Raw genomic sequence first — 26,783 nt, forward strand, 5'->3', positions numbered from 1 at the left:
GAGGGAGAATTTTCGCCTGATTTAGTTAAAAAAGATCATCATTGATCATGAAAAGGAGACTTCTTGAATCTTGACGTCAACTTCTTGCACGTTGCCTTTTTAAAAGTGCCAACTCCCGTTCCGTGATGACCTCACTCCGGTCACGGTGAAGATGCTTGTGGACCAATTCCTCGAACGACAGATTCGTCGATGGGAACGTCGGTTTTAGTGATTCGACCGTGTCACGAACATCCTGTTGTAAGGGGAGCTTCGTGTGTAACGGCCATTCATCAAGCAGTGCGATGAAGGAGTCGACATCCAGACCGAGCTCATGTAAATAGGGGGAAGCGATGTCCATCTTTCGACGTAAGAGTCGCAAGCTCTTTTTCGCACCGATTAGATTGTCTCGTCGGAGATGATAGTGAATGACGGCGTATTGAATGAGTGCCGCATAGCCGTGATGACGACGTCCGTCTGCCTGCCACGCTTCTTCTAATACCTCATGACATTCGAAATAATCGGCATGACATTCAAAAAGCAACGTATAATGAATAAAAGGGGTCATGAATCATTTTTCTCCTTTCGTGTCCACGGTGTTATAAAACATGTTATACTAAAGCGCAAAAATGTAAAATGGCAGGTGTCTCTATGGAAGCCTATAACGTTAAAATCGATACGTTCGAAGGTCCACTCGACCTGTTGCTCCATTTGATCGGAAAAATGGAGATTGATATCGTCGACATTTCCGTGGCAGAAGTCACTGACCAGTATGTCGGCTATATTCGCACGATGCAAAAATTTGAACTCGACGTGGCCAGTGAATACTTGGTCATGGCGGCGACGTTGCTCCAGTTAAAGAGCAAGCAGTTGTTACCGCCTGTTCAGGTCGAGGATGAGGATGTTCCAGACTTTAGCGAAGAACCAACACGTGAGGGACTCATTCGTCAATTGATCGAATACAAAGCATATAAAGAAGCAGTCGTTTTTATGCGTGAACAGGAAGAACATCGTCTTGAATTGTATACTCGACCGGGAGAAGATTTGACGAACTACATGTCAGAGGAAGTGTCGAAGTACGACGGACCGCTGAACTTCTCAGACCTTCTTCATGCCTATTCTAAAATGATTGAACGGAAACGTTGGAAAGAACGACGCAAAAAGACGATTAAACGCGAAGAGCGAACGCTCGAGGAACAGATGACGAGACTTCATGAACACGTTTCTTCTACGCGACAGACATCGTTTTTCGCCTTCTTTGTAGAACGACCGAACGTCTCAGATCTCGTCGTGACGTTTATGGCGCTTCTTGAGCTGATCAAGCTACGGGTCGTCGAAACGAAACAACTTGACCAAGACATTCAAATCTCGTTCATCGAATCATCAAAGAAAGGGGATGAAGCGGTTGCTGTCCTATGAAACGATTATCGAAGGATTGCTGTTCGTCGTTGGGGACGAAGGGATGGAAGTCCGAGCGCTCGCAGAGACGCTCGACATCTCAGAGGCTGCTGCGCGAGAACAGCTCAGTAAGTTAGAAGCTTCGTTCAAAACATCGAACCGACCGTTCCAACTCATGGAATCGGCAGGTGTGTACAAACTTGTGACTGTTCCAGATGTGTCTCCCTACATTCAAAAATATGTCGGGACGATGGCGGAGCAGGCACTTTCACGCGCGGCGATGGAGACGCTCGTCATTATCGCCTATAAACAGCCTGTCACGCGGGCGGACATCGAAGAGGTTCGCGGTGTCAAAGTGGAGCGAGTCATTCATACGCTATTATCAAAAGGGTTAATCGAATCAGCTGGTCGTGCTAAAACAATTGGTCGTGCCAAGTTATATCGGACGACAGAGCATTTCCTCGACCACTTTGGATTTAACTCGCTCGAAGAATTACCACCATTAACATTTGAGGATGAACTGACAGACGAAGGCGATTTGTTCTTCGGTCAGGAATCACCGAAGCAAGAAGAGAGATTGGAGAAGGATTAATCATATGGAACGTTTGCAAAAAGTAATCGCACAAGCGGGGGTCGCCTCGCGTCGTAAAGCGGAAGAAATGATTTTGGATGGTCGCGTCCGTGTCAACGGAAAAGTGGTACGTGAACTCGGGACGAAAGTCGGACCGAAGTCAGAGATTGAGGTCGATGGCGTCAAAATCGAGCAAGAAGAGCATGTCTACTACGTGCTCTATAAACCGAGCGGCTATGTGTCGACGGTAGAAGACGATAAAGGACGTAAAGTGATCACGGATCTCGTACCACCAGGAGCACGGGTTTTCCCGGTCGGACGTCTTGACTATAACACGACAGGACTCATCATCTTGACGAATGATGGAGAGTTCTCGAACATGATGACGCATCCGAAATATAAGATTCAAAAGCGCTATGTGGCAAAAGTGAAGAACATCCCTTCTTACTTGGCAATCAAGCAACTGGAGTCAGGTGTTCAGCTCGATGACGGATTCAAAACGGGTAGTGCGAAAGTGAAGATGAAGTCTGTCGACCAGAAAAAGAATACGGCCATCCTTGAGATCGTCATCTCGGAAGGACACAATCGTCAAATCCGTCGCATGGTCGAAGCAATCGGTTCTGAGGTCATCAAACTGAAGCGTGAACAGTTCGGTTTCTTGACGCTCGACGGTCTCAACACTGGCGACTGGCGTGAACTTTCACACAAAGAAATCAGCAAGCTTCGTGAACTCGCGAATCCGACGGTTCCACCTAAACCACGAGGCAAAAAGAAGAAAAAATAACAACAAAAAATCGTCCTGAAATAGGATGATTTTTTTGATTGTGTAAATTGTGTGACAAAAAAATGAAAAAAGTCTGTTAATGTGCGTTTTTAATGTTTTTTCAGTACAATAGCAACTGAAGGATGGTGTGAAAACGATGACAAAAGATCAAAACAAAGACGACCGCATGGAACAAGCGGTCGCGAAAAAGAAAAAGAGGTCATTTTGGCGCTTAATGATTATGACGGTCGTTCTCTTTGCGGGAGCCATCACCGTCATGCAATTGTTCGACCAAGCCGGTAATGACGGACGCATCGAGGCAGGGGACGAGGCACCGAACTTCAAACTCGTCACACTCGATGGTTCAACCCTTTATGAACGTGACACATACGAAGGAAAAGGAATGCTTCTCAACTTCTGGGGTACATTCTGTGAACCTTGTAAGAAAGAAATGCCAGTCGTACAAGAAAATTACGCAACACTCCAAGACATGGGTGTCGATTTTTGGGCGGTGAACGTCGGTGAGACGCCGCTTCGCGTCGATAACTTTGTGAACGACCTCGGTGTCGGTCTCGATTATCCGATCTTGATGGACACGAAGAGTGAAGTCGAGAAAGCCTATGGCATTTATAACTTACCTGTCACATTCGTCATCGATGGTGAAGGAAACGTAATTGAAAAATATGAAGGTGAACTCACGAAAGAGAAATTGATGGAGCTAGCCGAGAAGTCATTGTAAGCGAACGGGGGACGCACAGATGCTAGATATGAAATACGAAGGCGCTGATTTACGGTCGAAGCGTCGTCCTAAATCGGTCATTGACCGGGTGTGGAACTTCTTCGCATCGGTCAAAGTGGGATTGTGGTTGATTGCGCTGATTATTGTCGGCTCGGCAATCGGGACGATTTTCCCTCAAGAAATGTACATCCCACAACAGTTACCTCCAGAGCAATATTACTTGGAGGAATATGGGACGCCAGGTTCGATTTATTATGCACTTGGATTCCACAACCTATATACGTCATGGTGGTATATCGGTCTCATCGTCATGTTGACGCTCTCGCTCATCGTCGTATCGATTGACCGTGGTGTCCCGCTCTATAAAGCGCTAAAGAATCAGCCGGTTAGACGGACAGAGCGCTTTATGAAAGGACAACGCCTCTTCGGACAAGGCGAAGGAACAGACGCTCAGATTGACGAGATGGAAGTGTCGCTCAAGAAAAAACGGTATCAAATCAAACGGGACGGAGATGCCTTGTTGGCTGAAAAACACCGTTTCGGTCGTTGGGGTCCATACGTGAACCACGTTGGTCTTGTCATCTTCTTCCTCGGGGCGATGCTCCGCGTGTTCCCGGCATTCCACACGGATACACTCGAGTGGGTTCGTGAAGGAGATACGGTCTCACTAGAGGCGACAGACGGGGAGTACTATTTACGGAACGACCAGTTCATTCTTGAAATGTATGACCCGGAGAACAATGAGGAAGATGCGAAGTTCGCAGCTGCCATTGAAAAAGCCGGGGCCGTTCCGAAAAACTACGAGACGGAACTGACATTATTTAAGAAGACGGGAACGAACGAGGACGGATCGCCGCAACTCGAGCAAGTCGATGTCGGTTCGACGAAAGTCAACCACCCGTTTAAGTTCGAAAAATATGAAGTGTATCAAGAGCAATATTCAAGTCGACCGGAATTCTTGTCGATGTCGTTCATGCTCGCCGATAAACAGACAGGTGACGAGTATGGTCCGTTTAAAGTTGATTTGGAGAATCCGGAACAATCGTATGATCTCAATGGAGTCACGGTTTCGCTGAAGGATTTATATCCCGACTTTGAAGTAAAAGACGGACAACCGAACACGAAATCGCCGCGTGCACTTAATCCTGCATTCTTCTTCAATGTCGAAACGCCAGATGGCGCGACAGAATCGAATTTGATTGGAATTCGACTCAATGTAGCCGATGAAGACAACCGCTATGAAGTGAAATTTGCGGGTACCGAGATGGCGAGTACGAGCGGACTTCGAGTGAAGAGTGACTCGACATATCCAATTCTCATCGTCGGTGCAACGATCTTCATGATTGGAATCGTGATGGGAATGTATTGGCCACACCGCCGTGTCTGGATTCGTCGTCATGAAGATGAGGTACTCGTTGCAGGCTTTACGAACAAAAACCCGTCCTCGCTCCGTCGAGAGGTTTCGCCATTATTAGAACAGTCCGGTTTACCGATGTGGGAAGATCAGGCGAGATTTACTTCGAAGCCGGAGAACGAGTCAACAGATGAAAGAGGGGAATCTTGATGGAATGGATTGAATGGAGCAGCCGAATGCTGTTTATCGCGTTCTTCCTTTACGCAATCTCAACGGTGCTCTTTACCATTGCTGTGAGTGGCATGCGTAAAGAACGGAACGTCAACCGGATTGCTTACGGGAAGTATGCATATATCTTGGCAATTATCGGTTTTATCGCTCAATTGACATATTTCTTTATGCGTTGGGCAGGTGTCGGTTATGCACCGGTATCGAACTTATACGAGTACACGACGTTCTTTGGTATGATGATGGTGCTCGGGTTCCTCGTCGTATACGGGATTTATAAAAATGATGTACTCGGATTGTTCGCGATGCCGGTGGCGTTACTCGTTATTGCCTTCGCATCAATGTTTTCAAGCGAAGTCGCACCGCTCATTCCGGCACTTAACAGTGTCTGGTTAAAAATCCACGTCACGACGGCAGCGCTCGGACAAGGGATTTTAGCCATCAGCTTTGCGTCAGGTCTCATTTTCTTATTGAATGAGACGTCAATGAAAGAACAGTCTAAATCACGGACGTGGCTTGAAGTGACGATGTTCGTTCTCATGTGTACACTCGGGTTCATCATCGTGTCGATGCTCTTCAAAGGAATCGGTGCCGGTGGAGTCGTCGAATTTGCGAATGACCGCGGTCAAGTCGAGACGTATGAATATTTCATGCCAATCCTATTCGTACCAGAAGGGGCACAGCTCTTGTCAGGAGCGAGCGGTTTGTCACTTGAGTTGCCGAATTGGATCAATACACTCAAGTTGAACACGCTCATCTGGTCGGTTATCGGTGGTGTCGTGATTTATGCGTTGCTCCGTTTCGTCATTTTACGAAAACGCGTTGCTGAAGCGCTTCAACCGCTTGCGAAAAAGGTCGACCTCGACCTTGCTGATGAGATCAGCTATCGCTCGGTCGCAATCGGATTACCTGTCTTTATCCTCGGCGGACTCATCTTTGCGATGATTTGGGCACAGATTGCATGGAACCGCTTCTGGGGTTGGGATCCAAAGGAAGTATGGGCCCTCATTACGATGCTCATTTATATTTATTACTTGCATATGCGCATCCAGCGCGGTTGGACCGGAACGAAAGCGGCTTGGTTATGTGTCGGTGGATTTGCCATCATCATGTTCAACCTCGTCTTCGTCAACTTGGTCATCGCCGGTCTACATTCATATGCATGACGCGAAAGAAGTCACAATTGTGACTTCTTTTTCATTTGGTCCATCAAATCATCGTTGTGAAGCGAAATAATAGAGTGGTATAGTTATGGCAGGGAGTGGAATGTTCACAATTGTGCAACATTCGCTACAACTCGTAATGGGTCTTAGGAGGGTTTTTGGTATGGCTGAGAAAACGAAGATTTTAGTAGTCGACGACGAAGAGAGAATTCGCCGACTTTTGAAAATGTACTTAGAACGTGAACAGTATGTGATTGAAGAAGCGGTCAATGGAGAAGAGGCACTCGCTCTCGCTCTTGAAAACGAATACGACGTCATCTTACTTGATTTGATGATGCCGAAAATGGACGGAGTCGAAGTATGTACAGAACTCCGGAAAACGAAAGCGACACCGGTCATCATGCTTACAGCGAAAGGTGAAGAGATTGATCGTGTCCAAGGATTTGAAGTCGGGGCGGACGATTACATTGTGAAACCGTTCAGTCCGCGTGAGGTCGTTCTTCGCGTCAAGGCACTCCTTCGTCGTTCTGGCTCGACTAAGTTTATGCAGACGAGTGAGAAATCAAAAGATTTGATCGTGTTCCCGCACTTGACGATTGACAATGATGCGCACCGTGTCACGGTCGACGGAGAAGAAATCGCCCTTACACCGAAAGAATATGAATTGCTGTTCTTCCTTGCGAAGCAGGTCGATAAAGTCTTTTCTCGTGAGCAGTTGTTGAAAGAAGTATGGAACTATGAATTTTTCGGAGACCTTCGAACCGTCGATACGCATGTGAAACGTCTTCGTGAGAAATTGAATCGCGTCTCACCAGATGCGGCTCATATGATCACGACTGTATGGGGTGTTGGGTACAAGTTCGAAGCTGCTAGTGAATGATGATTCGGCGAAACAGCATCGTCACGAAACTGTGGCTGACGATTCTCGTTTTGGTCAGCGTCATCTTATTCATCGTCTCGGTATTGATGCTTGAATTTTTCAACTCTTTTCACATCGACCAAGAACGTGGTCACCTCGCCAAACTTGGCGGACAGGTTCAGTCGGTGTTGTTGAATGAAGGTGACACGTCCCAGACGATTGATCAAATCATCGAAGTATATGGTGCGAACTATATTTTAGAAAACGGGACCACGCGCTCAAATTTCGGGAATCAAGTGGACGGGCTGATGGTTGAACTTGAACGTCAAGATTGGGAAACCTATCAGGCAGTCGGAGAGACGGCCATCGGTAATTTTTCTTCTTTTGATGACCAAGCTGCTCTTGCCTACCGGACGACGTTTTCGTTATCGACCGGACAATATACACTCTACTTACTTGAACCACTCGATGCGATTTCGAGTGCAAATGCTGGTGCACGAACAATCATTTTTTGGACTGTTGCTTCTGCCATCATCGTGACGACCGTGTTCGCCTTCTTCTTATCGACGCGGATTACGGCGCCGCTCCGAGCGATGCGGGATGCGGTCAATAAGACGGGGAAAGGACAATTTGACTTGCGTCTTGAGACGAAGACTCGAGACGAAATTGGAGAACTTGCCGCCTCGTTCAACGCGATGAGCAGTCAACTGGCGAAATATGTCGATGCGTTAGACCGAGAACGTCTGCAACTTGCCTCCATTCTTCGTTCGATGGCGGACGGTGTCATCACGCTCGACCGTCACGCAAACGTGATCGTCACAAATCCACAGGCTAGTCCGTTGCTTCAAGACGGTCAGCCGCATGAAGTCGTTCTGTCACTTTATGAAGAAGTGATGGAAGGGACGGCTGAGAAGACGATTGAAGTGAAACAAGATGACCGTTACTATACGTTGACGGTCACGCCGCTCATCGGGGAGGATGATTTCGAAGGAGCTGTCGTCGTCATTCGCGACACATCTGAAAGCCACCGTCTCGATAAGATGCGGACCGATTTCGTGGCGAACATTAGCCATGAACTTCGGACACCGCTCGTGACGCTACAAGGTTATTCAGAGGCAATCATCGACGGGATGACAGAAAGTGACGAGGCGACGAAAGAGTTTGCGTCAATCATTTATGACGAATCTCTTCGACTTGCGCGACTTGTCAACGACTTACTTGATTTGGCCCGCATCGAATCGGGTAAAGAAACGATGCAATTCAGTTCGTTCGATATCGGTGATTTCTTGCCACGTGTCATGAGAAAGTTCAATCAAATGGCATCTGAAAAAGAGATTCGATTACAGACGGACGTACCGCATCGACAGATTGAAGCAGACGGTGACCGACTCGAGCAAGTATTCACGAACTTGATCGGCAACGCGATTGCCCATACCGATTCAGGAGAGATTCGAATTGAGGCGACCGAGATGCCTGATGGGTTGCAGATTCGACTGTCCGACACAGGACACGGGATCCCGAAAGAGGACTTGCCGTTTGTGTTTGAGCGATTCTATAAAGCTGACAAAGCACGGACGAGCGGGTCGAAGACCGGTACCGGGATCGGTTTAGCCATCGTGAAAAATGTGATCGATGCCCACCATGGAACGGTCAGCGTATCGAGCACACTCGGTGTCGGAACGACGTTTGACATTTACTTACCATTTGAACAACCACATATCTCATAATGGTGACTCGTCTGAGTCACCATTTGTGGCATTTTAAGGGGGAAGCTGAATGAAGCGATATACACGCACGGGCGACACGGGTGAAACATCACTGATTGGTAGCCGCGTCGACAAACATCATCCTCAAATCGAAGCGATGGGGCATCTTGATGAATTAAACAGTCACATCGGATTAGCGATTGCGCAACAGACCGACGAGTCGCTCCGGGAGCAGCTGACGAAGATTCAGCACGACTTGTTTGACCTCGGTTCGGAGCTGATGTATACGGACGCGCCCCCGAAAACGGTCGATTTGTCGATTGTGACGGAACTTGAACAATGGATGGACGAATGGGAAAAATCATGTCCAGAACTTGTGCGTTTCATCTTACCGGGAGGAAGTGTCGCAGCGGCGAGTCTGCATGTGGCACGATCCGTTTGCCGTCGTGTCGAACGAGATTTGACCGCACTCGGTGTCGCCGACCGACAACTTCCATATTTTAACCGATTGAGTGACTATCTTTTCACGGTCGCACGGTACGCAAATGTTGTCGCAGGCGTACCGGACCAAGAATATGCACGCGGCGCTGCCGTGTTTCAACCAAAACGAAAAAAGGAGTGATCGGCTGATGAAAGGAATCGAACAGTTCCAACATCAATTGCACTATTCGGTCTATCCGACCAAAAAATTTAAAACGACGACTTGCCTCGTCTCGTTTGCGGCCCCGCTGTCTCAGGACACGGTGGCAGACCGGGCACTGCTTCCATTCATTATGGAAAAATCGACAGAAGCTTATCCATCAATTGAGTTATTTCACACACCGCTAGAAGATTTATATGATACAAACTTGTATGCAGGCGCATCAAAAATTGGGAAAGAGCATGTCATTCAATTTCAACTCGAAGTCGTTAATGACAATCTTGTCGGTGAAGACGTCTTAAGTCAGGCCATTCAATTACTGGAGGAAGTGTTACTTCGTCCGAATGTCTATGATGGCGCGTTCCAACCGCTCATCGTGGAGCAAGAACGCCGATTGCAGCGTCAGCGAATCGAGTCAGTCTATGATGACAAGATGCGTTTCGCTCAACAGCGCCTGCAAGAGATGCTCGGAGGCGAACTCGCCATCCCGTCTCTCGGTACGCTCGAACAGCTCGATCACGTCACGCCGAAATCACTTTTCAATGCCTATCAATCGATGATTCAGAACGATCGTGTCGATATTTATGTCGTCGGCGATGTCGACCGTCAACAAGTCGAACAGGCATTTAACCCGCTCGAATCGCTCGGGACGCGTCAGCCGAGACATCTGCCCGAACCGAGCCGTGGTGAGTTCAAACGCTTAGAAGAGCATCAAGACATCAAGCAAAGTAAACTTCATCTCGCCTACGCGATTGACGTCGACCCGCGGACAGAAGATGCCATCCGTATGCAAGTCGTGAACGGATTATTCGGTGGATTCCCGCACTCGAAGCTGTTCATGAACGTCCGGGAAAAGGAAAGTTTGGCATACTACGCCGCATCACAATACAGTTCGCTCAGTCGAAAACTGTTCGTGTATGCGGGGATCGATGCATCGAATCAACAAAAGACCGAGCACATTATCGAAGAGCAATTAAAAGCACTGCAGGCGGGTGAGTTCGAAGACGAGACGTTGCAACAGACGAAAGAAATGTTGTTCCACCAACGTCGCCAACTCGGAGACAGCCCTCGTCAGTTGATTGGATGGATGAGTGGTGCAGACATACGCCCGTTTTCACTCGACGAAGAGATGGCGATCATCGAGAGTACGACACGCGACCACGTCATCGCGCTTGCGAATGAGATTTCGCTCGAAGCAGTTTACTGTCTGAAAGGAGGAGAAGCATGAAACTAGATTTCCCAAACGTCGGAGAGACTTTACATCACCACGTTCTCGACAATGGCCTCTCCGTGTATTTGCTGAAGAAGACTGGATATGAGAAAACGTTCGCGACGTTCACGACGAAATATGGTTCGATTGACCGTCGCTTCAAATTAGAGGATTGGATAGAGGTGCCGGATGGAATCGCACATTTCTTAGAGCATAAGATGTTCGAAAAAGAGGATGGCGATGTCTTTCAACAGTTCGGTCGCCAAGGGGCGTCAGCGAATGCCTTTACCTCATTCACGCGGACGGCATACTTGTTCGGGGCGACATCGAACGTGCCGGAAAACGTTCAAACGCTACTCAATTTCGTTCAGGAACCATATTTCACGAAAGAGTCAGTCGAGAAAGAAAAGGGCATCATCGGTCAAGAAATTCAAATGTATCAAGACAATCCGGGATGGCGTCTTTATTTCGGATTGATTGAAGCGATGTATGAGACGCATCCCGTCAAAATCGATATCGCTGGAACAATCGAATCGATCTCAAAAATCACGGCAGAAGATTTGTATACGTGTCATCAGGCGTTCTACCATCCGAGCAACATGGCGTTGTTCGTCGTCGGGAACATCGAACCGGATGAGATGCTTGAATTGATTCGTGACAATCAGGCAGCTAAATCATTTGACGCGCCACCTTTAAGTGCACGTGAGACGGTGGAAGAGCCGACCACGGTTCGTCTGTCAGAACGGGTCATTGAGATGGATGTCTCGGTTCCGAAAGTGATGATTGGCTATAAAGATGTTCCACAAGCTGGAGAAGCCGGTCTCAAACAAGAGTTGACGGTGGAGCTACTCATGCACGCGCTCTTTGATACGACAGCCCCCCTCTACACGGAATTGTACGCAGAAGGGTTAATCGATGATGCATTCTCATTTGATTATACGTCAGAAGAGACGTTCGCCTTCGCCGCACTATCGATGGAAACGTCCCATGTCGATGCCTTTGTCGAGCGTGTCACGGGTGCGTTGGAGCGCCCACTTCATCTTGATCAAGAGACGCTAAATCGTAAGAAGCGGATGATGCAGGGACAATTTTTAAAGGCACTGAATTCGCCAGAGTTTATCGCCAACCAGTTCTCACGGTATGCACTCAATGAAGGGAACTTGTTCGAGATTCCGAATTTGATCGACGCGATCACATTAGATGAACTTCACGAAGCATACGTACGATTGTTCCGAAGTGAGCAACGAACGGTGTGCGTTGTCAAAAAGCCATGAAGACGTTGATTGTCGGAGCGAGCGGCGCGATTGGACGTGCCGTCTCGCTCGCTTTTCGTGAGGATGAGCTTTTGTTGCATGCGAATCGAGGTCGTGAGACACTTTCTCGAATGATGGAGACTGAGAAGCTACAGGCTGAACTGATTATATGTGACTTATCAGACCGAGCAGAAGTAGAGAAGTGGGTGTCGTCAATCGATACCGTTGATCGAATCATCTACGTCGCTGGTCACGCGCTACACGGTCTCGTCGTCGACCAATCGGTAGATGAGCTGGATCGACTTTACGATGTGCATGTACGCGCCATGGTTCGATTGATTCAGTCAGTTGTTGCGCGTAAACCGTATGACCATCCACTAGATATTGTCGTCGTCTCAAGCGTTTGGGGTGAAGTCGGGGCAGCAGCCGAAGTGTTCTATTCTACGGTCAAAGCGGCACAACTCGGTTTCGTCAAAGCGTTTGCGCGTGAAGCAGGACCGTTCAATGTTCGAATCAATGCGGTCACACCAGGGTGGATTGATACGCCGATGAATGATACGGTAGAAGAGTCGAAACAAACCGTGATGGATGACATTCCGCTTGGGCGTCTTGGTACCACTGAAGACGTGGCGAAGACGATCCGTTTTTTATGCTCATCGGATGCTTCATATATGACCGGCACAGTATTACGCATTGATGGCGGTTGGCAATGATCTCATCAAGATGCATAAACGAGTTCTTTTCAATTCTTCTAAAATAATTTAAAATAGGCAAGGTAGCGAATTTGCTCGAAAGGATGGTTCGGGATGGAACATAAATTCGAAGAGTGGTATCTCGAATATGAATTGTGTCAAAATCGACCGGGTATCCTCGGAGACATCGCGTCTCTCATGGGAATGCTTCAAATCTCCATCGTCACCATTAATGGAGTCGACCTGCAACGTCGTGGCATGCTGCTCAAAGCTCCGGCCGCAGATCATGTCCATCGACTCGAGCATATTTTAAAACGTATGGAAGCCATCGCAGTCATCAAATTGCGCCGCCCGAAATTACGGGACCGGATAGCGATTCGACATGGTCGTTACATCGACCACGACAGCGATGATAAGAAAACGTTCCGTTTCGTCCGAGAAGACTTAGGGATTCTTGTTGATTTCGTAGCAGAACTGATGAAAGAAGAACGTCATCTATTGATTGGCGTACGGGGGAACCCGCGCGTTGGGAAAACAGAATCCATCGTCGCAGCCAGTGTGTGTGCGAATAAACGGTGGTTGTTCTTGTCATCGACCCTTATGAAACAGACGGTCCGAACCTCTTTGTTTGAAGAAGAGCGGGAAGGCGATCATGTATACATAATCGATGGAGCGGTCTCTACGCGTACGATGGACGAGCGACATCGTCAACTGATCCGTGAGGTCATGCGGTTGCCTGCCGTGAAGGTCATTGAACACCCTGACCTTTATGTCCGAAACACCGATTGCGTGTACGAAGACTTTGATTATATTATTGAATTGAGAAACAATCCGGATGAGACGATTATCATCCCACAAGAAACGCATCGTGAGTCAGAATGGTTTGAATAATTATGTGAATGGAAGGTGTGGACCCCTGTGACAGAACTAGGGACTTTTTTGAAACAAAAGCGTGAGGAGAGCGGATTGACGCTCGACCAAATCCAGCAGACGACGAAGATTCAAAAGCGCTATATCATCGCGATTGAGGAAGGTGATTACAAAAATCTCCCTGGCTCTTTCTATGCACGGGCGTTCATTAAAACGTATGCGGAGTCACTCGGTCTCGATGTGGACGAATTGTATGAGACTTACGCAAAAGATCTACCAAAAATCGAAGCACAGCCATCCGTTCAACTTTCTCGTAAAAAGACGTATTCCAAAGCGTCCGAGTCGACGAGTCGAGTGTCGAGATGGGTTCCGAAAGTACTTCTCGCCCTTACCGTCTTTTTGCTCATTACAGCAATCTATTTTGCCGTAAGAAGCATCGACTTCGGTGGACAAGACGCAAGTCCGGCTGAACCACCGAGTTCAAATGTCACACTCGACCAGAACGAGGATGTCCCAGCGGATGAACCTGCAGAGGAAGAACCGGCATCAGAGGAGCCTGCTGAGGAAGAACCGCCAGCGGAATCTGGTCCGATTGCGGTAACGGAGTCAAATGGGGCGGACATCACATATGAGCTCGCGACGAGCGATAAACTATCGACCGAGATTTACGTGAAAGAATCGCCAGCCTCATATGTCGGTGTTCGTGATACATCACTTGAAGGTCCGTTCCTTGCGCCTGAATATCCGAACCAATCGAAACAGAATCCGATTGTCATTGAAGATGCTGAAACGGACACGTTACGAATCCGGATCGGACTCATCGCAGGTGTTGAGAAAATCGTCGTCAACGGTCGCGAGCTCGAGCTTCAAGAGTCTCCGGTCACACAAAATATATTTGTAAAGAGAGTCGACGCAGAATAAGTCGACTCTCCTTCTAAGAGGAGGCGTTCTACATGAACCTACCTAACCGATTGACGATGTTACGCGTGGTGTTGATTCCCGTATTCGTCGTCTTACTCGCTGTTGATTTTGATTGGGGAAACATTGCCTTTTTAGGTGCTGAGATCCCGCTACACCAATTTATCGCTGGTGTCATCTTTACCATCGCGGCTATTACAGACTGGTTGGACGGTCATTTGGCGCGGAAACACAACTTGGTCACGAACTTTGGGAAATTCATGGACCCGCTCGCGGACAAACTACTCGTGACAGCGGCGCTCGTGTTGCTCGTCGAGATGGACCTCGTGGCTGCGTGGGTAGTTGTCGTGATTCTTTCTCGTGAGTTTGCGGTCACGGGTCTTCGACTTGTCGCTGCCGACGAAGGGATTGTCGTCGCGGCAGGTAAGTCAGGCAAAGCTAAAACATGGGTGCAACTGTTCGCCATCATTTTCCTCCTATTCGGTAACCCGATTTTCAGTTATGTCGGCATCCCGTTTGGGGAATGGGCGATGTGGTTGGCTCTCGCACTCACGATTTACTCAGGTGCCGAGTATTTCGCACAAAACTACAAGATTATTGTGAAGTCGATGTAAGTCGACAAAGACGAGTTGGTTGATCTAGCTCGTCTTTTTTTTGAAGTCGAGGAGGAAATAAGATGAAACGAGCCGAAATCATTGCGGTAGGAAGCGAGTTGCTCTTAGGAGAAATCGTCAATACGAATGCGAGTTACATATCGGAACAACTGTCGAAATACGGTGTCTCGGTCTTGTATCATCAAGTTGTCGGGGATAACGCGGAACGAATGCGGGAGACGTTCGAGATTGCGCGTCGTCGTTCAGACCTTGTCATCGTTACGGGTGGACTTGGACCGACGGCAGATGATGTCACGAAGACAGTCTTGTCTGATTTGCTCGAACGCCCGATTGTTCGAGACGAAGAGGCGTTTCACACGATTCAACAATTTCTTCAGTCACGTAACCGTGAGATGAATGAAGGGGACGCTCGTCAGGCGGATGTCTTGTCAGGTGCGGACGTTTTACAAAATCCGGTCGGTCTGGCTCCAGGTATGTGGATTGAAGGGGAGACGACGTGGATGCTACTTCCTGGTGTGCCACGCGAGATGCGGGCGCTCATCGATGCGACGTTTCCGAAAAAGTTTTCAGGCGCAACGCTCGTCTCGGAATCGTTACGATTTTATGAAATTGGAGAATCGGCACTTGATAATGCCGTCAAAGACTTGTTGAACGGGTCTAACCCGACTGTCGCACCTTATGCTGAGACAGGAGAAGCGAGACTTCGAATCAGTGCTCGGGCGGTAGATGATACGGCTGCACGACTGATGATTGAAGAAATGAAAGATGAAATCTTACGACGTGTCGGTTCGTATTATTTCGGGTCAGATGACGAAACGATTGCCTCATACCTCGTGCAATCATTAACACGTCATCACCAAACATTGGCAATTGCTGAGTCATTGACCGGAGGAGAAGTCCAATCGATGATCACATCGACTCCGGGAGCATCCGCTGTCTTTTTAGGGGGAGTCGTTACCTATTCAGATGAGCTAAAAAATAGGTATTTAGGGGTCGCTCTTGATACAATTGAACAGCACTCAGTCGTCTCAAAAGAAGTTGCTTATGAGATGGTAGATGGATTAGTTAAACAAACGAATGCGGACTACGCGCTCTCGTTCACCGGTGAAGCTGGACCAACCTCAAATTCAGGGCGTCCCGTCGGTACGGTCTACATCGGGGTGAAAACACCGGATGGAATCGAGGTCATCGAACGTGTTTATCCGCATCAAGAACGTAATGTCATTCGGCTGCGGGCTGCAAAAGATGGACTATGGGCCCTCATACAACGAATTAAAAAGGCGAATAAATGTTCGTAAAAAACTTGTGTATCGCTATATGTTCACGTATAATGAAAGTATCAATTAAAGGAGGCTCATTTATCTATGAGTGATCGTAAACAAGCGTTAGAAATGGCATTGCGCCAAATTGAGAAACAATTCGGTAAAGGCTCGATTATGCGCCTTGGTGAAAATACAGACCAGCAAGTATCGGTCATCCCTTCTGGGTCGATTGCCCTCGACGTCGCACTTGGAGCGGGTGGATATCCACGCGGTCGTGTCATTGAAGTGTACGGACCAGAATCTTCAGGTAAGACGACTGTTGCCCTTCATGCGATTGCAGAAGTTCAAAAACGTGGCGGTCAAGCTGCGTTCGTCGATGCCGAGCATGCGCTCGATCCAAAGTATGCTAAAAATCTTGGCGTCAACATCGATGAGTTGTTGCTCTCTCAGCCAGATACAGGAGAACAGGCGCTCGAGATCGCTGAAGCGCTCGTTCGCTCGGGAGCAGTTGATATCCTCGTCGTCGACTCGGTTGCGGCACTCGTACCGAAAGCCGAAATCGAAGGGGAGATGGGAGACTCGCACGTCGGTCTTCAAGCTCGTTTGATGTCTCAGGCACTTCGTAAATTGTCTGGTGCAACGAACAAATCGAAAACGATTGTCATCTTCATCAACCAAATTCGTGAGAAAATTGGAATCATGTTCGGTAACCCGGAAACGACACCTGGTGGACGTGCCTTGAAGTTCTACTCTTCAGTACGCCTCGAAGTACGTCGTGCAGAAACGCTCAAACAAGGTCAAGACATGGTCGGGAACCGTACGAAGATCAAGATTGTAAAAAATAAGATCGCACCACCATTCAAGACGGCGGAAGTCGACATCATGTACGGTGAAGGGATTTCACGTGAAGGGGAACTCATCGACATCGGTGCAGACCTCGATATCGTTCAAAAGAGCGGTGCGTGGTACTCGTTCAACGAGGAGCGTCTCGGTCAAGGTCGTGAAAATGCGAAACAATACATGAAAGAAAATCCAGCCATCGCGGAAGAAGTGGAACGTCAAATTCGTGATCACTACGGCTTGAACGGAGAAAAAACAGTCACAGTTGAAGGTGAAGACGACGAAGTTCTCTCACTTCTTGATGACGAATAAGCACATGGTCTCACTCGGAATCATCCGAGTGAGATTTTTTTAGTATAATTTTTAGGCAATTGGTAGTTCTATCCTGTCCGTGCATTGCATTCTCTCTCTTAAATAAGTACAATAAAGTTATGCGCGGGCTTGCCTGCGTTACTCACTTATTAAAAAAATAAAATAACCTTGCGAAAGGGAGGTGAACATGATGGAATGGCTATACTGGCTTATTCTGATCCTCCTTTTGCCGATAGCTTTTGTTGCAGGTTTTTTTGTGCGTAAATCGATCGCCGAAGCGAAGATTCAAGGTGCCGAGACGGAAGCGACTAAGATTGTAGAACAAGCAAAACAACAATCGGAAGCGATGCAAAAAGAAGCACGGCTTGAAGTAAAAGAAGAGATGATTCAACTTCGTAATGAGACGGAACAAGAATTGCGTGAACGTCGCGAAGACCAGAAAGTGAAAGAGAATCGCCTCGTTCAAAAAGAAGAGCTTCTCGACCGTAAAGCAGATATGCTCGAGCGGAAAGAAGATTCGCTAGATGAACAGGAGCGCGGGCTCGAAAAACGCAAACGTGAAGCAGAAATGCTCGAAAGCAAAGTGGAGGACTTATACGAAGAGGCACGCCAAGAACTTGTACGCGTGGCAGCCCTCTCGAAAGATGAAGCACGTACCATCATCATGGACGAAGCGAAGCAGGAAGCGCTTCACGATGCTGCTCTCCTTCAAAAAGAAATCGAGCAAAAAGCAAAACAAGAAGCGGATAAAAAAGCGAAACACCTCTTATCTCTCACGATGCAACGATACGCTGCTGAACATGTCGCGGAGACGACGGTATCTGTCGTCAACTTACCGAGTGATGAGATGAAAGGTCGCATCATCGGGCGTGAAGGACGTAACATCCGTACGCTCGAAACGTTGACTGGAATTGATCTCATCATCGATGACACGCCAGAAGCGGTCATTTTGTCAGGTTTCGATCCGGTTCGCCGTGAAATCGCCAAAATGACGCTCGAAAAACTCGTTCAAGACGGGCGCATCCACCCGGCTCGCATCGAAGAGATGGTAGAGAAGTCTCGTCGTGAAGTCGATGAGCGCATTCGTGAGTACGGAGAAGAAGCTACTTTCGAAGCCGGTATTCACGGACTCCATCCAGACCTCGTCAAGACACTCGGTCGCATGCGCTATCGTACGAGTTATGGACAGAACGTCTTGTCTCACTCGGTCGAGGTGGCACATCTTGCCGGGATGATGGCAGCCGAACTCGGGGAAGACGTCACACTCGCGAAGCGAGCTGGACTCTTGCACGATATCGGAAAAGCGATCGACCACGAAGTCGAGGGCAGTCACGTCGAAATCGGGGTAGAGCTTGCAACGAAGTACAAGGAACATCCGGTCGTCATCAACTCGATTGCTTCCCACCACGGGGACGTCGAGGCGACATCGACGATTGCAGTACTAGTCGCAGCAGCTGACGCCTTGTCGGCAGCTCGCCCTGGAGCTCGTCAAGAGACGCTAGAAAGCTACATTCGCCGTCTCGAACGACTCGAGTCAATCTGTGAGTCGTTTGAAGGTGTCGAGAAATCGTATGCGATTCAAGCGGGACGTGAAGTTCGAATTATCGTTCGCCCTGACGTCGTCGACGATGTCGTCGCCGGTAAGATGGCACGCGATATTTGTAAACGAATCGAGGATGAACTCGATTATCCTGGACAAATTAAAGTGACGGTTATTCGTGAAACACGTTCCGTCGATTATGCGAAGTAAACGAAGCGGAGAATTTCTCCGCTTTTTCTGTTTGAGGGAGGATTTTATATGAAAATTTTATTTATCGGTGATGTCGTCGGGAAACCCGGACGAGATATTTTGAGCAATCAAATTGGTCGGTTGAAAGACAAATACAACCCGACGTTCATGCTCGTCAACGGTGAGAATGCGGCAAACGGTCGTGGTCTCACAAAAAAGATTTATCAACAGTTTTTAGAACTCGGCTTCCATGGGGTGACGATGGGGAACCATACGTGGGATAACCGTGACATCTTTGATTGGATCGACGATGCCGACCGGATCGTCCGTCCAGCAAACTATCCGGACGGGACACCTGGGGTCGGGATGATGAAGTTAAAACAAAATGGAAAGAAATTGGCCGTCATTAACGTCATGGGCAATGTCTTCTTGCCATCCCTTGACTGTCCGTTCCGTACCGTCGATCGTCTCGTTGAAGAAGTGCGTGACGAGGTAGACGCCATCTTCGTCGATGTCCATGCCGAGGCGACAAGTGAGAAGATTGCGATGGGGTATCACCTTGACGGGCGTGCCCAAGCCGTAGTCGGGACGCATACGCACGTACAGACGGCAGATGAACGTGTCTTGCCGAACGGGACAGCGTATATTACCGACGTCGGGATGACGGGTCCACTTGACGGGGTACTCGGGATGGATGCATCCGTTGTTTTAAAAAAATTTATGACACAACTCCCAGTTCGGTTTGAAGTTGCCGAGGGACGGGAACAACTTAATGGAGTTTTCATTACAATCGATGATCAGACGAAACGAGCGACAAAAATCGAACGAATACACCTAGATGATCAGACCGTCTGGTTTGATTGAACAACCTACCCGAGGGGGAAACAAGAATGGACGTACTCAAAGTTTCGGCAAAATCGAACCCTAACTCCGTTGCGGGTGCTTTAGCGGGTGTGCTACGTGAAAAAGGAACGTGTGAGATACAGGCGATTGGGGCAGGTGCGCTGAATCAGTCCATCAAAGCCGTCGCGATCGCCAGAGGCTTCGTCGCGCCAAGCGGTCTCGATTTGATTTGCATTCCAGCCTTTACCGATATTATGATTGACGGAGAGGAACGTACTGCCATCAAGCTCATCATTGAGCCACGATGAGCGGTCGGGACATAGGTCCTATTCTTGTGAAGAGGAGCCATCGGCGCGGATGGCTCCTCTTTTTTTGTGGAAAATGGACGTTCCGTCTTCTCAGTTTCGTCATTTTATGACAAGATGATAAAGAACGTATCGTTCGATCATAAGAGACAAGAGGGGGACGTTTTCAATGGAACAACTCGTGTCAACCACAGAGAAGGAAACAACGACACCAGTAATGAAAGCGATTCAAAAGCACACGGCCGGTTTTGGGGCAAAACTGGTCGAGGTACCGGTTCCGACGCCAGGGCCTGGAGAAGTACTCATTCAAGTCAAAGCGACATCGATTTGCGGGACCGATGTTCATATCTATGAGTGGGATGAATGGTCACAGAGCCGCGTCAAACCACCATATGTATTCGGTCATGAGTTTTCGGGAGAAGTCGTGGCACTCGGGGAAGGGACGAAACGCATCAAAATCGGACAGACCGTATCCGCTGAGACGCATATCGTCTGCCATCAGTGTAAACAATGTTTGCGTGGACAGTATCACATCTGTAAAAATACAAAAATCATCGGTGTGGACACGCAAGGTTGTTTTGCAGAGTACGTCGTTATGCCTGAAGAGAACCTATGGGTGAACCCAGAAACGATGCCGGCCAAATTGGCATCCATTCAAGAACCGCTCGGAAACGCGGTACACACGGTGCTAGCGAGTGACGTGTCTGCCAAATCGGTCGCCATCGTCGGATGTGGACCGATCGGACTCATGGCCGTTGGCGTTGCCAAAGCAGCTGGCGCGAGTCGTGTCTATGCGATTGATGTCAATCCGTATCGTTTAAAGCTCGCAGAAGAGATGGGGGCAGATGTCGTCATCAACAGTTTAGAAGAGAATCCTCTCGAATTGATTGAACGTGAGACGGATGGAGACGGAATCGATGTCGTCTGCGAGATGAGCGGTCATCCGATTGCCATCGATCAGGCGTTCAAAATGGTCACGGCAGGCGGGGATGTCAACGTCCTGTCACTCCCTGCTCGTCCGGTCGCCATCGACCTCACGCGTGATGTCGTTTTCAAAGGCGTCCGTGTCCAAGGGATTACAGGACGGAAGATGTACGAGACGTGGGGCCAAGTCTCGACGATGCTCGCGACAGGTCAGTTGAATGTCGAACCGATTATTACGCACGTTTTCAAGCTCGAGGAGTTCGAAAAAGGGTTCGAACTCATGCGGGCAGGGAAATGTGGGAAAGTCGTCTTACTACCTTAAAGGGGGAAACAACATGGCATTTGAACATATTACAGAAGCAATCAATGAGATGAAAGAACAGGGGACGTTCCGTAAGCTCGTCCCACTCGAATCGGCACAAGGGAACGAAGTGACAATTGACGGGAAGTCACTCGTCCAGCTGTCATCAAACAACTATCTCGGACTAGCGAACCATCCACGTTTGAAGCATGCAGCGATTGAAGCGGTCGAACAGTACGGTGCAGGAACAGGATCGGTCCGGACGATTGCCGGTACGTTCGAGATGCACGAAGCATTTGAGCGCGAACTCGCCGAGTTCAAACATACGGAAGCCTCACTCGTCTTCCAATCAGGATTTGCGACGAACCTTGGGGTCTTGTCTGCACTTCTCGGACCGGAAGATGTCGTCATCAGTGACGCACTCAACCATGCGTCGATTATCGACGGGATTCGTCTTACGAAAGCAGCGCGACGCATTTATAAGCACGTCGACCTTGAAGACTTGGAGAAGGCATTAAAAGAAACACAAGATTATCGGACACGTCTCGTCGTAACGGACGGTGTGTTCTCGATGGACGGGAACATCGCACCACTTCCGGCGATTGTCGAACTTGCAGAGAAATATGACGCTGCTGTCATGGTTGATGATGCGCACGCATCTGGCGTTCTCGGGAAGAACGGTCGCGGAACGGTCAACCACTTCGGTTTAGACGGACGTGTCGCGTTACAGGTCGGGACGCTCTCGAAGGCAATCGGTGTCTTAGGCGGGTATGTTGCCTGTTCACAAGACGTACGCGATTACTTGATCCATAAAGGTCGTCCGTTCCTCTTCTCGACATCACATCCACCGGCAGTCGTAGCGGCGAACCGTGAAGCGATCCGTGTCATGAAAGAGGAAGAAGAGTTGTTCGATAAGTTGTGGGCGAACACGGAATTCTTCAAGAACGGACTACGCGACCTCGGCTTCGATATCGGACATGCGACGACACCAATCACCCCGGTCATGCTTGGCGAAGAGACGCTTGCGCATACGTTCTCAGACAAATTGAAAGAGCATGGCGTATTCGCTCAGAGTATCGCTTTCCCAACGGTCGAGCGTGGAAAAGCACGCATCCGGACCATCGTCACAGCGGAGCACACAAGAGATGACCTCGAACGTGCACTTGAGGCGTTCAAAACAGTCGCAGAAGAATTGAATGTGACACTACACGCATAAACGAGGACTGCAGACAATCTGTCTGCAGTTTTTTGATGGGATCTGTACACGAAATCGATTATATTCAGATAGAGCATAGATAGGGTAAACGAGAAATGTAGCATTTTCTTTGATATTTCAATTACCGTATTATTAGATTTTTATAAATCAAAAAGAGCGAGGAAAAGCTATGTTTCAGCAAGTAATATTTCAAGTGGGAATGGTGTTAGATCGAGAGACGTTTTCCATTCTAACGATTTCACCACCATTCATCATAAATGTGATCTTTAGCGTCATGATTGTGATATATGTCTTGTACTTTCGGAGTGAGGGTTGGAAAGAGAAAATGTGGAACGTTGTACTAATGTGCTACGCGCTCTTATTCATCTCTGTCTATATAGGAGCCTGGTTTGTGAGGCTGAAATACAACCTTACACCGAGTTTCGATGAGTCGTTCGCCCTCGAATCCTTTCCTGGATGGAAGGTTTTTTTCAATCAATGGATTGAGAACGGGATAGAAGAACCGAATTTGACAGCGAATGCGATTACGTTTGGTGCATTGTTGTTCTACTCTCGGAAGTTAAAAAGTAGAATTATGTGGGTGTTAAGATTACTTGCAATGATTCCTGTCAGTTTGTTTTTCATCATGTATATTCCGCAATTCCTTAGTTGGTTATTCCGATAAAAAAGAAGCAAGGCGCATTGCCTTGCTTAAATCGTGATCATTCCTCTAAATCCTCGAGCCGCATAATAAGAGTCTGCACCATTGTGATAGACGAAGGTGTGATCATAACGGCGGTCGCAGAACAGGGCGCCACCTTTTTGACGAATCTCATTCGGTGTCAGAATCCAACTCGAGGTCTTCAAATCGAATTGACCGAGCGTTTGTAAATGTCGGTATATTTCTTCGTCGAGAAGGGTGATGCCCATCTGTTCAGATAAGGCGACCGCGCTTCCGATGGGCTTATTCTTTTTACGTGCCTCAAGAGCTGGTTCGTCATAACAGAGACTTCGTCGACCACTCGGACTCTCGACTGAACAGTCGCAAAAAGCGAGATCTCCGTTAGCTAGACGTATCACGTCGGGTTCGCCTCCTGTCTGTTCCATTAAGGAGAGTGTAGCCAACTTGTCCTGATTAACTTGAATTCGTTCCAATACGTCTGACCAGATGAGGTCAGGATGACGTTCAACGTTTTCAGTGAATCGAGACTCGAGGGTATTAAGTAATTCTAGGGTTTCTTCGTGTGAAAGCTTCGACATGAGAATCACTCCGATCAATTGTTTCTTTTAGTATACGATATGAATCGCTACAGTTTGTCTTATCCATTGTGAGAAAGGGGAATCTAATTTGAATTTTGATGAAATATACGTTGAGCATCTAAAAGTGAATGTATTTCAGACAATGGATCTGTTCACATTGAAAACAGACTATTTGAGTCGATTGCCTGTCGGTTCGTATCGAGTCACAGACTATTGTGAACTTGACGTGATTGTCACAAAGTCACAATTAGGACGACTTCGGTACGTTGACTTGACCTTGCCGTTGGGCGTTTATATAGAGGGACAGCTTCTCTTTTTGTATGATCCGTATCGTCGTGCGATCTATTCAACACATGCACGAGTCGATTATCCAAATGAACAAAGTATCTCGACTGTTGATTTCTTATGTGCTCATAGTCACGACTTTCATGATCCTGATTCGTATTCACTGAAGAGTGAAGACTTGTATAAATTACCATCGGATAGTCATTGGAGGGAATTTGGGTTGCCGAAAGTAAAGTCATCTGCCACATTCCTCTTGCGACTAGTCAAATCACTGAACGTCTCTTCATTTCAGACAGTTTCGAAGAAAAATCGATTTCTATCTGATCTCAAAAAATGGGCAGATCAGACAAAGTGTGAGTACAGTATTGAACATAATGAAAAATGGATGTGGTCGAATGACTATATGATGACCTGTAATTTTTCAAATGTATCTGATGTTGAACTTCTTCAATTGGTTACGATGATTGAGGCAAGTGGAGAAATAGATGGAATTCGTTTTTTGATTAAGACCGAAGCGTGTATTCTGTCACTTTTTATTTTAGGAGATTTGAAACGTGGCTATGGCGTCGGAGTGTTTCAATACGAAATTGACTAAAAGGGGGGATGACAATGAAGTTCGAAGATTTATTCTTCTATCACGGTATGATGCACGTGTTTGATTTTCAACATGATTTAGGATCGAGCCGTCTTACTTTTCAATTACAGTTACTCGATCACCAGAAGAAGCGAAACACGAGATTCCGTGAACGGGTCGAAGTTGGTGGAGTTCATTCCCAGCGAGAAGTGATCAATGTAAAACTATGTTTTGAAGACGTGATCTACTTAGAGACTATTCAAGAGTCATTTGCGGATGGAATCATGGATGAACCGTCAGATGAGTTTGGGGGGTCACAAATCAAGCGATTCGAGCAATCCGGATATTTGGATTTTTTGAAACGAACGCGTTTCTCATTTTGGGAAGTGATACATGATGACTCAACAATCTTCACGCACTATCGCATTTGTGGGCTGAACTCAGTTCTAGAAATCATCACGCTTTCGGAACCGACCATTGCATCTGTGCTTTCACTCGATTGTATTCGAAAAGGGAGTCCAACCATATATTTTGGTGGAAAGTTCTATACATAAAGGCGCCCTCTCTTTGAGAAGGCGCCTGTTACTTATACAGATGATACGGTCAAGATGGACTGTTCTGTTAATCGCCCGATCCATATCAACGGAAGTGTCAAGAATGCTCCGAGAAGGTAAACCGAATCAATCGGTAGTCCGTCCGCAAGAAGTCCGAACAGTAAACTCCCCACACTGAATGCAAGGGCGTATCCTGTCTGTTGCACACTATATACATAAGGAAGCTGTGTAGCCGGAATCTGTTCTTGAATGACGGTGTTCGTCTGGATGATGCGAATTTGTGTCGCTGCGCCTTGAATCACTAGCGCCAAAATTGCAAAGGCGAGATGTGCAGTCATGCCGAACAAGAGGGCGGCGACAATGGATAAGATGGCGGTCGATGATAACGAGGGCGCTTGTCGTGACCGATAAAGGTAGGCGCTCACCGCAATCATACTGATTAAAAATGCTGCGTTGAGCGTCCCCCACCAGCCTGTATCGACTTGTAGATGTCGCTCGAGATAGACGAGAAGCAACGCTGAAATCCAGAGCGTGCTGACAAATGATTCATACGTCACAAACCATGTCACACGACGGGCGAATGGTGACGTTCTTACATAAGTAAGACTGGCGCGTAAGGTAATCGATTCATCCGTTACATCATCGACGACGTCTTCCGCAAGCGATTGATCGAAGTAAATTGTCACAATCGTGGAAAGAACGAAGAGGACGAGGGAAACGATTAACGCAATGGTGCTCGACGTGAGAGAGACGAGCATCGTCCCGAGTGGCCACATCGCGAGTTGGATGAACTGATTGGACCCTTGCACGAGGCTGTTCGCTTGTTGACGATTCGTCGTCAATCTTGGGATGAATGATGCTTGGATGGGACGTGCGAACCCATCGAGGAAAGCGATCAACACGACAAGACCGAGAACTAGAATCGAATCCGTGAAGAGAACGAGAACAAGGGTGACCGTCTTCATCAGTTGTGACAGGACGAGCGTTTTCCCTAGCGAGTAGCGGCTGAGGATACGGGCGAAAAAGAGTCCGCTGAGTGTCATACCGGCAGTCACGGCAATCGGGAAGCTGGCCGCCATGAGAGCGGAACCGGTTTGTTGATACAACGAGGCAATGAGCGCGACGATGTATAGGACATCGCCAATATTGGCGAGCCATTGGCTAACGAGCAGTGTATAAAACGATTTCATCACAAATCTCCTCCGAATCTATTCAATTAGGTAGGGTGGACGAATCGTTTTTACACATTTTCACCTCTTCATAAAATAATATAAAAATAATTATACAAAATTTGATGAATTCTGTAAACTTATCGTATGGGTAAAATTGTATTTGTGAGATGGAGAATTGAATATGCGGAGTTGATTTTATGGTTTACTTAAAAGAGTAACCACAACATCCCCTTTTGAAGTTGAAGTGACGAATATTATTTAAAGTTGATATAA

27 protein-coding genes are annotated in these 26,783 nt (G+C 47.7%); 24 read left to right on the forward strand and 3 right to left on the reverse strand.

The annotated features are described in order from the left end of the window. Positions 1-76 precede the first annotated feature (76 nt). On the reverse strand, positions 77-544 hold the full coding sequence (locus KNO99_RS10415; RefSeq protein ID WP_214748201.1) for a DUF309 domain-containing protein: 468 nt from the start codon (positions 542-544) through the stop codon (positions 77-79). An 83-nt stretch (positions 545-627) separates the two neighbouring features. On the opposite strand from KNO99_RS10415, the gene KNO99_RS10420 reads away from it, so the two are divergent. From KNO99_RS10420 to KNO99_RS10525, 22 genes are all read left to right on the forward strand, one after another. Further along, complete coding sequence (locus KNO99_RS10420; RefSeq protein ID WP_214692804.1) at positions 628-1,395, forward strand: segregation/condensation protein A; 768 nt, start codon at positions 628-630, stop codon at positions 1,393-1,395. Further along, on the forward strand, positions 1,373-1,966 hold the full coding sequence (scpB, locus tag KNO99_RS10425; RefSeq protein ID WP_074033229.1) for an SMC-Scp complex subunit ScpB: 594 nt from the start codon (positions 1,373-1,375) through the stop codon (positions 1,964-1,966). Before KNO99_RS10420 ends, scpB begins: the two co-directional genes overlap by 23 nt. A 4-nt stretch (positions 1,967-1,970) precedes the next feature. After that, a complete protein-coding gene (locus tag KNO99_RS10430) occupies positions 1,971-2,729 on the forward strand; it encodes a pseudouridine synthase (RefSeq protein WP_074033228.1) in 759 nt (252 codons plus the stop codon). A gap of 136 nt (positions 2,730-2,865) precedes the next feature. Next, entirely contained in the window at positions 2,866-3,447 is a 582-nt protein-coding gene (locus tag KNO99_RS10435; protein WP_074033227.1) for a redoxin domain-containing protein, read from the forward strand. 19 nt (positions 3,448-3,466) lie between these two features. Continuing rightward, the gene (gene resB / locus KNO99_RS10440) at positions 3,467-5,011 is read left to right on the forward strand and encodes a cytochrome c biogenesis protein ResB (RefSeq protein ID WP_214748204.1); all 1,545 of its coding nucleotides are present in this window, start codon (positions 3,467-3,469) and stop codon (positions 5,009-5,011) included. Beyond that, complete coding sequence (ccsB, locus tag KNO99_RS10445; RefSeq protein ID WP_214748206.1) at positions 5,011-6,195, forward strand: c-type cytochrome biogenesis protein CcsB; 1,185 nt, start codon at positions 5,011-5,013, stop codon at positions 6,193-6,195. Before resB ends, ccsB begins: the two co-directional genes overlap by 1 nt. Positions 6,196-6,355: 160 nt before the next feature. Beyond that, positions 6,356-7,072, forward strand: a complete 717-nt coding sequence (locus KNO99_RS10450; RefSeq protein ID WP_026825821.1) for a response regulator transcription factor — start codon at positions 6,356-6,358, stop codon at positions 7,070-7,072. Beyond that, a complete protein-coding gene (locus tag KNO99_RS10455; protein WP_214748209.1) occupies positions 7,069-8,778 on the forward strand; it encodes a sensor histidine kinase in 1,710 nt (569 codons plus the stop codon). The genes KNO99_RS10450 and KNO99_RS10455 overlap by 4 nt, the downstream gene beginning before the upstream one ends. Positions 8,779-8,827: 49 nt before the next feature. Continuing rightward, positions 8,828-9,379, forward strand: coding sequence for a cob(I)yrinic acid a,c-diamide adenosyltransferase (locus tag KNO99_RS10460; RefSeq protein WP_074033223.1), 552 nt, complete (start codon positions 8,828-8,830; stop codon positions 9,377-9,379). Positions 9,380-9,386: 7 nt separating this feature from the next. Further along, positions 9,387-10,625, forward strand: a complete 1,239-nt coding sequence (gene yfmF / locus KNO99_RS10465) for an EF-P 5-aminopentanol modification-associated protein YfmF (RefSeq protein ID WP_214748212.1) — start codon at positions 9,387-9,389, stop codon at positions 10,623-10,625. Beyond that, positions 10,622-11,881 (forward strand): EF-P 5-aminopentanol modification-associated protein YfmH, encoded by a 1,260-nt coding sequence (yfmH, locus tag KNO99_RS10470; RefSeq protein WP_214748215.1) that lies wholly within the window; start codon positions 10,622-10,624, stop codon positions 11,879-11,881. The genes yfmF and yfmH overlap by 4 nt, the downstream gene beginning before the upstream one ends. Continuing rightward, the gene (ymfI, locus tag KNO99_RS10475; RefSeq protein WP_371743087.1) at positions 11,860-12,573 is read left to right on the forward strand and encodes an elongation factor P 5-aminopentanone reductase; all 714 of its coding nucleotides are present in this window, start codon (positions 11,860-11,862) and stop codon (positions 12,571-12,573) included. The genes yfmH and ymfI overlap by 22 nt, the downstream gene beginning before the upstream one ends. 93 nt (positions 12,574-12,666) lie before the next feature. After that, positions 12,667-13,443, forward strand: coding sequence for a YmfK family protein (locus KNO99_RS10480; protein WP_012726484.1), 777 nt, complete (start codon positions 12,667-12,669; stop codon positions 13,441-13,443). Positions 13,444-13,470: 27 nt separating this feature from the next. After that, the gene (locus KNO99_RS10485) at positions 13,471-14,343 is read left to right on the forward strand and encodes a helix-turn-helix domain-containing protein (protein ID WP_214748218.1); all 873 of its coding nucleotides are present in this window, start codon (positions 13,471-13,473) and stop codon (positions 14,341-14,343) included. A 32-nt stretch (positions 14,344-14,375) separates the two neighbouring features. Continuing rightward, positions 14,376-14,954: a CDP-diacylglycerol--glycerol-3-phosphate 3-phosphatidyltransferase gene (gene pgsA, locus KNO99_RS10490; RefSeq protein ID WP_214692781.1), complete on the forward strand. Its 579-nt coding sequence runs from the start codon at positions 14,376-14,378 to the stop codon at positions 14,952-14,954. A gap of 62 nt (positions 14,955-15,016) precedes the next feature. Beyond that, complete coding sequence (locus KNO99_RS10495; RefSeq protein WP_214748221.1) at positions 15,017-16,252, forward strand: competence/damage-inducible protein A; 1,236 nt, start codon at positions 15,017-15,019, stop codon at positions 16,250-16,252. Positions 16,253-16,318: 66 nt separating this feature from the next. Next, positions 16,319-17,368 carry a recombinase RecA gene (gene recA / locus KNO99_RS10500; RefSeq protein WP_214748224.1) on the forward strand — a complete coding sequence of 350 codons (1,050 nt, stop codon included), beginning with the start codon at positions 16,319-16,321 and terminating at the stop codon, positions 17,366-17,368. Positions 17,369-17,555: 187 nt separating this feature from the next. Further along, on the forward strand, positions 17,556-19,118 hold the full coding sequence (rny, locus tag KNO99_RS10505; protein WP_214748227.1) for a ribonuclease Y: 1,563 nt from the start codon (positions 17,556-17,558) through the stop codon (positions 19,116-19,118). Between the two features lie 48 nt (positions 19,119-19,166). Next, entirely contained in the window at positions 19,167-19,961 is a 795-nt protein-coding gene (locus KNO99_RS10510) for a TIGR00282 family metallophosphoesterase (protein WP_214692776.1), read from the forward strand. Positions 19,962-19,987: 26 nt separating this feature from the next. Continuing rightward, a complete protein-coding gene (locus KNO99_RS10515) occupies positions 19,988-20,248 on the forward strand; it encodes a stage V sporulation protein S (RefSeq protein ID WP_012726477.1) in 261 nt (86 codons plus the stop codon). A 166-nt stretch (positions 20,249-20,414) separates the two neighbouring features. Continuing rightward, the gene (gene tdh / locus KNO99_RS10520) at positions 20,415-21,491 is read left to right on the forward strand and encodes an L-threonine 3-dehydrogenase (protein ID WP_214748230.1); all 1,077 of its coding nucleotides are present in this window, start codon (positions 20,415-20,417) and stop codon (positions 21,489-21,491) included. Positions 21,492-21,504: 13 nt separating this feature from the next. After that, positions 21,505-22,686 carry a glycine C-acetyltransferase gene (locus KNO99_RS10525; protein ID WP_214748233.1) on the forward strand — a complete coding sequence of 394 codons (1,182 nt, stop codon included), beginning with the start codon at positions 21,505-21,507 and terminating at the stop codon, positions 22,684-22,686. 690 nt (positions 22,687-23,376) lie between these two features. Here the strand turns inward: KNO99_RS10525 and KNO99_RS10530 are convergent. Continuing rightward, a complete protein-coding gene (locus tag KNO99_RS10530; protein ID WP_214748236.1) occupies positions 23,377-23,925 on the reverse strand; it encodes a DUF4256 domain-containing protein in 549 nt (182 codons plus the stop codon). Positions 23,926-24,013: 88 nt separating this feature from the next. Here KNO99_RS10530 and KNO99_RS10535 point away from each other — a divergent pair, with 88 nt between their 5' ends. Both KNO99_RS10535 and KNO99_RS10540 read left to right on the forward strand, forming a co-directional pair. Further along, positions 24,014-24,805, forward strand: coding sequence for a hypothetical protein (locus KNO99_RS10535; RefSeq protein ID WP_214748239.1), 792 nt, complete (start codon positions 24,014-24,016; stop codon positions 24,803-24,805). 14 nt (positions 24,806-24,819) lie between these two features. Next, positions 24,820-25,338, forward strand: a complete 519-nt coding sequence (locus KNO99_RS10540; RefSeq protein WP_214748242.1) for a hypothetical protein — start codon at positions 24,820-24,822, stop codon at positions 25,336-25,338. Positions 25,339-25,370: 32 nt separating this feature from the next. On the opposite strand, the gene KNO99_RS10545 is transcribed toward KNO99_RS10540, so the two are convergent. Next, positions 25,371-26,528, reverse strand: a complete 1,158-nt coding sequence (locus KNO99_RS10545) for an MFS transporter (protein ID WP_214748245.1) — start codon at positions 26,526-26,528, stop codon at positions 25,371-25,373. Between the last annotated feature and the right edge of the window lie 255 nt (positions 26,529-26,783).

It is taken from the genome of Exiguobacterium sp. s189, from assembly GCF_018617615.1.
GTDB classification, from domain to species: Bacteria; Bacillota; Bacilli; order Exiguobacteriales; family Exiguobacteriaceae; genus Exiguobacterium; species Exiguobacterium aestuarii_A.

What these genes read in the sequence shown, in the direction of transcription:
- KNO99_RS10415 (WP_214748201.1), bottom strand. Translation starts at nt 544, where the DNA reads ATGACCCCTTTTATTCATTATACGTTGCTTTTTGAATGTCATGCCGAT.
- KNO99_RS10420 (WP_214692804.1), top strand. Translation starts at nt 628, where the DNA reads ATGGAAGCCTATAACGTTAAAATCGATACGTTCGAAGGTCCACTCGAC.
- scpB (WP_074033229.1), top strand. Translation starts at nt 1,373, where the DNA reads ATGAAGCGGTTGCTGTCCTATGAAACGATTATCGAAGGATTGCTGTTC.
- KNO99_RS10430 (WP_074033228.1), top strand. Translation starts at nt 1,971, where the DNA reads ATGGAACGTTTGCAAAAAGTAATCGCACAAGCGGGGGTCGCCTCGCGT.
- KNO99_RS10435 (WP_074033227.1), top strand. Translation starts at nt 2,866, where the DNA reads ATGACAAAAGATCAAAACAAAGACGACCGCATGGAACAAGCGGTCGCG.
- resB (WP_214748204.1), top strand. Translation starts at nt 3,467, where the DNA reads ATGCTAGATATGAAATACGAAGGCGCTGATTTACGGTCGAAGCGTCGT.
- ccsB (WP_214748206.1), top strand. Translation starts at nt 5,011, where the DNA reads ATGGAATGGATTGAATGGAGCAGCCGAATGCTGTTTATCGCGTTCTTC.
- KNO99_RS10450 (WP_026825821.1), top strand. Translation starts at nt 6,356, where the DNA reads ATGGCTGAGAAAACGAAGATTTTAGTAGTCGACGACGAAGAGAGAATT.
- KNO99_RS10455 (WP_214748209.1), top strand. Translation starts at nt 7,069, where the DNA reads ATGATGATTCGGCGAAACAGCATCGTCACGAAACTGTGGCTGACGATT.
- KNO99_RS10460 (WP_074033223.1), top strand. Translation starts at nt 8,828, where the DNA reads ATGAAGCGATATACACGCACGGGCGACACGGGTGAAACATCACTGATT.
- yfmF (WP_214748212.1), top strand. Translation starts at nt 9,387, where the DNA reads ATGAAAGGAATCGAACAGTTCCAACATCAATTGCACTATTCGGTCTAT.
- yfmH (WP_214748215.1), top strand. Translation starts at nt 10,622, where the DNA reads ATGAAACTAGATTTCCCAAACGTCGGAGAGACTTTACATCACCACGTT.
- KNO99_RS10480 (WP_012726484.1), top strand. Translation starts at nt 12,667, where the DNA reads ATGGAACATAAATTCGAAGAGTGGTATCTCGAATATGAATTGTGTCAA.
- pgsA (WP_214692781.1), top strand. Translation starts at nt 14,376, where the DNA reads ATGAACCTACCTAACCGATTGACGATGTTACGCGTGGTGTTGATTCCC.
- KNO99_RS10495 (WP_214748221.1), top strand. Translation starts at nt 15,017, where the DNA reads ATGAAACGAGCCGAAATCATTGCGGTAGGAAGCGAGTTGCTCTTAGGA.
- recA (WP_214748224.1), top strand. Translation starts at nt 16,319, where the DNA reads ATGAGTGATCGTAAACAAGCGTTAGAAATGGCATTGCGCCAAATTGAG.
- rny (WP_214748227.1), top strand. Translation starts at nt 17,556, where the DNA reads ATGATGGAATGGCTATACTGGCTTATTCTGATCCTCCTTTTGCCGATA.
- KNO99_RS10510 (WP_214692776.1), top strand. Translation starts at nt 19,167, where the DNA reads ATGAAAATTTTATTTATCGGTGATGTCGTCGGGAAACCCGGACGAGAT.
- KNO99_RS10515 (WP_012726477.1), top strand. Translation starts at nt 19,988, where the DNA reads ATGGACGTACTCAAAGTTTCGGCAAAATCGAACCCTAACTCCGTTGCG.
- tdh (WP_214748230.1), top strand. Translation starts at nt 20,415, where the DNA reads ATGGAACAACTCGTGTCAACCACAGAGAAGGAAACAACGACACCAGTA.
- KNO99_RS10525 (WP_214748233.1), top strand. Translation starts at nt 21,505, where the DNA reads ATGGCATTTGAACATATTACAGAAGCAATCAATGAGATGAAAGAACAG.
- KNO99_RS10530 (WP_214748236.1), bottom strand. Translation starts at nt 23,925, where the DNA reads ATGTCGAAGCTTTCACACGAAGAAACCCTAGAATTACTTAATACCCTC.
- KNO99_RS10540 (WP_214748242.1), top strand. Translation starts at nt 24,820, where the DNA reads ATGAAGTTCGAAGATTTATTCTTCTATCACGGTATGATGCACGTGTTT.
- KNO99_RS10545 (WP_214748245.1), bottom strand. Translation starts at nt 26,528, where the DNA reads ATGAAATCGTTTTATACACTGCTCGTTAGCCAATGGCTCGCCAATATT.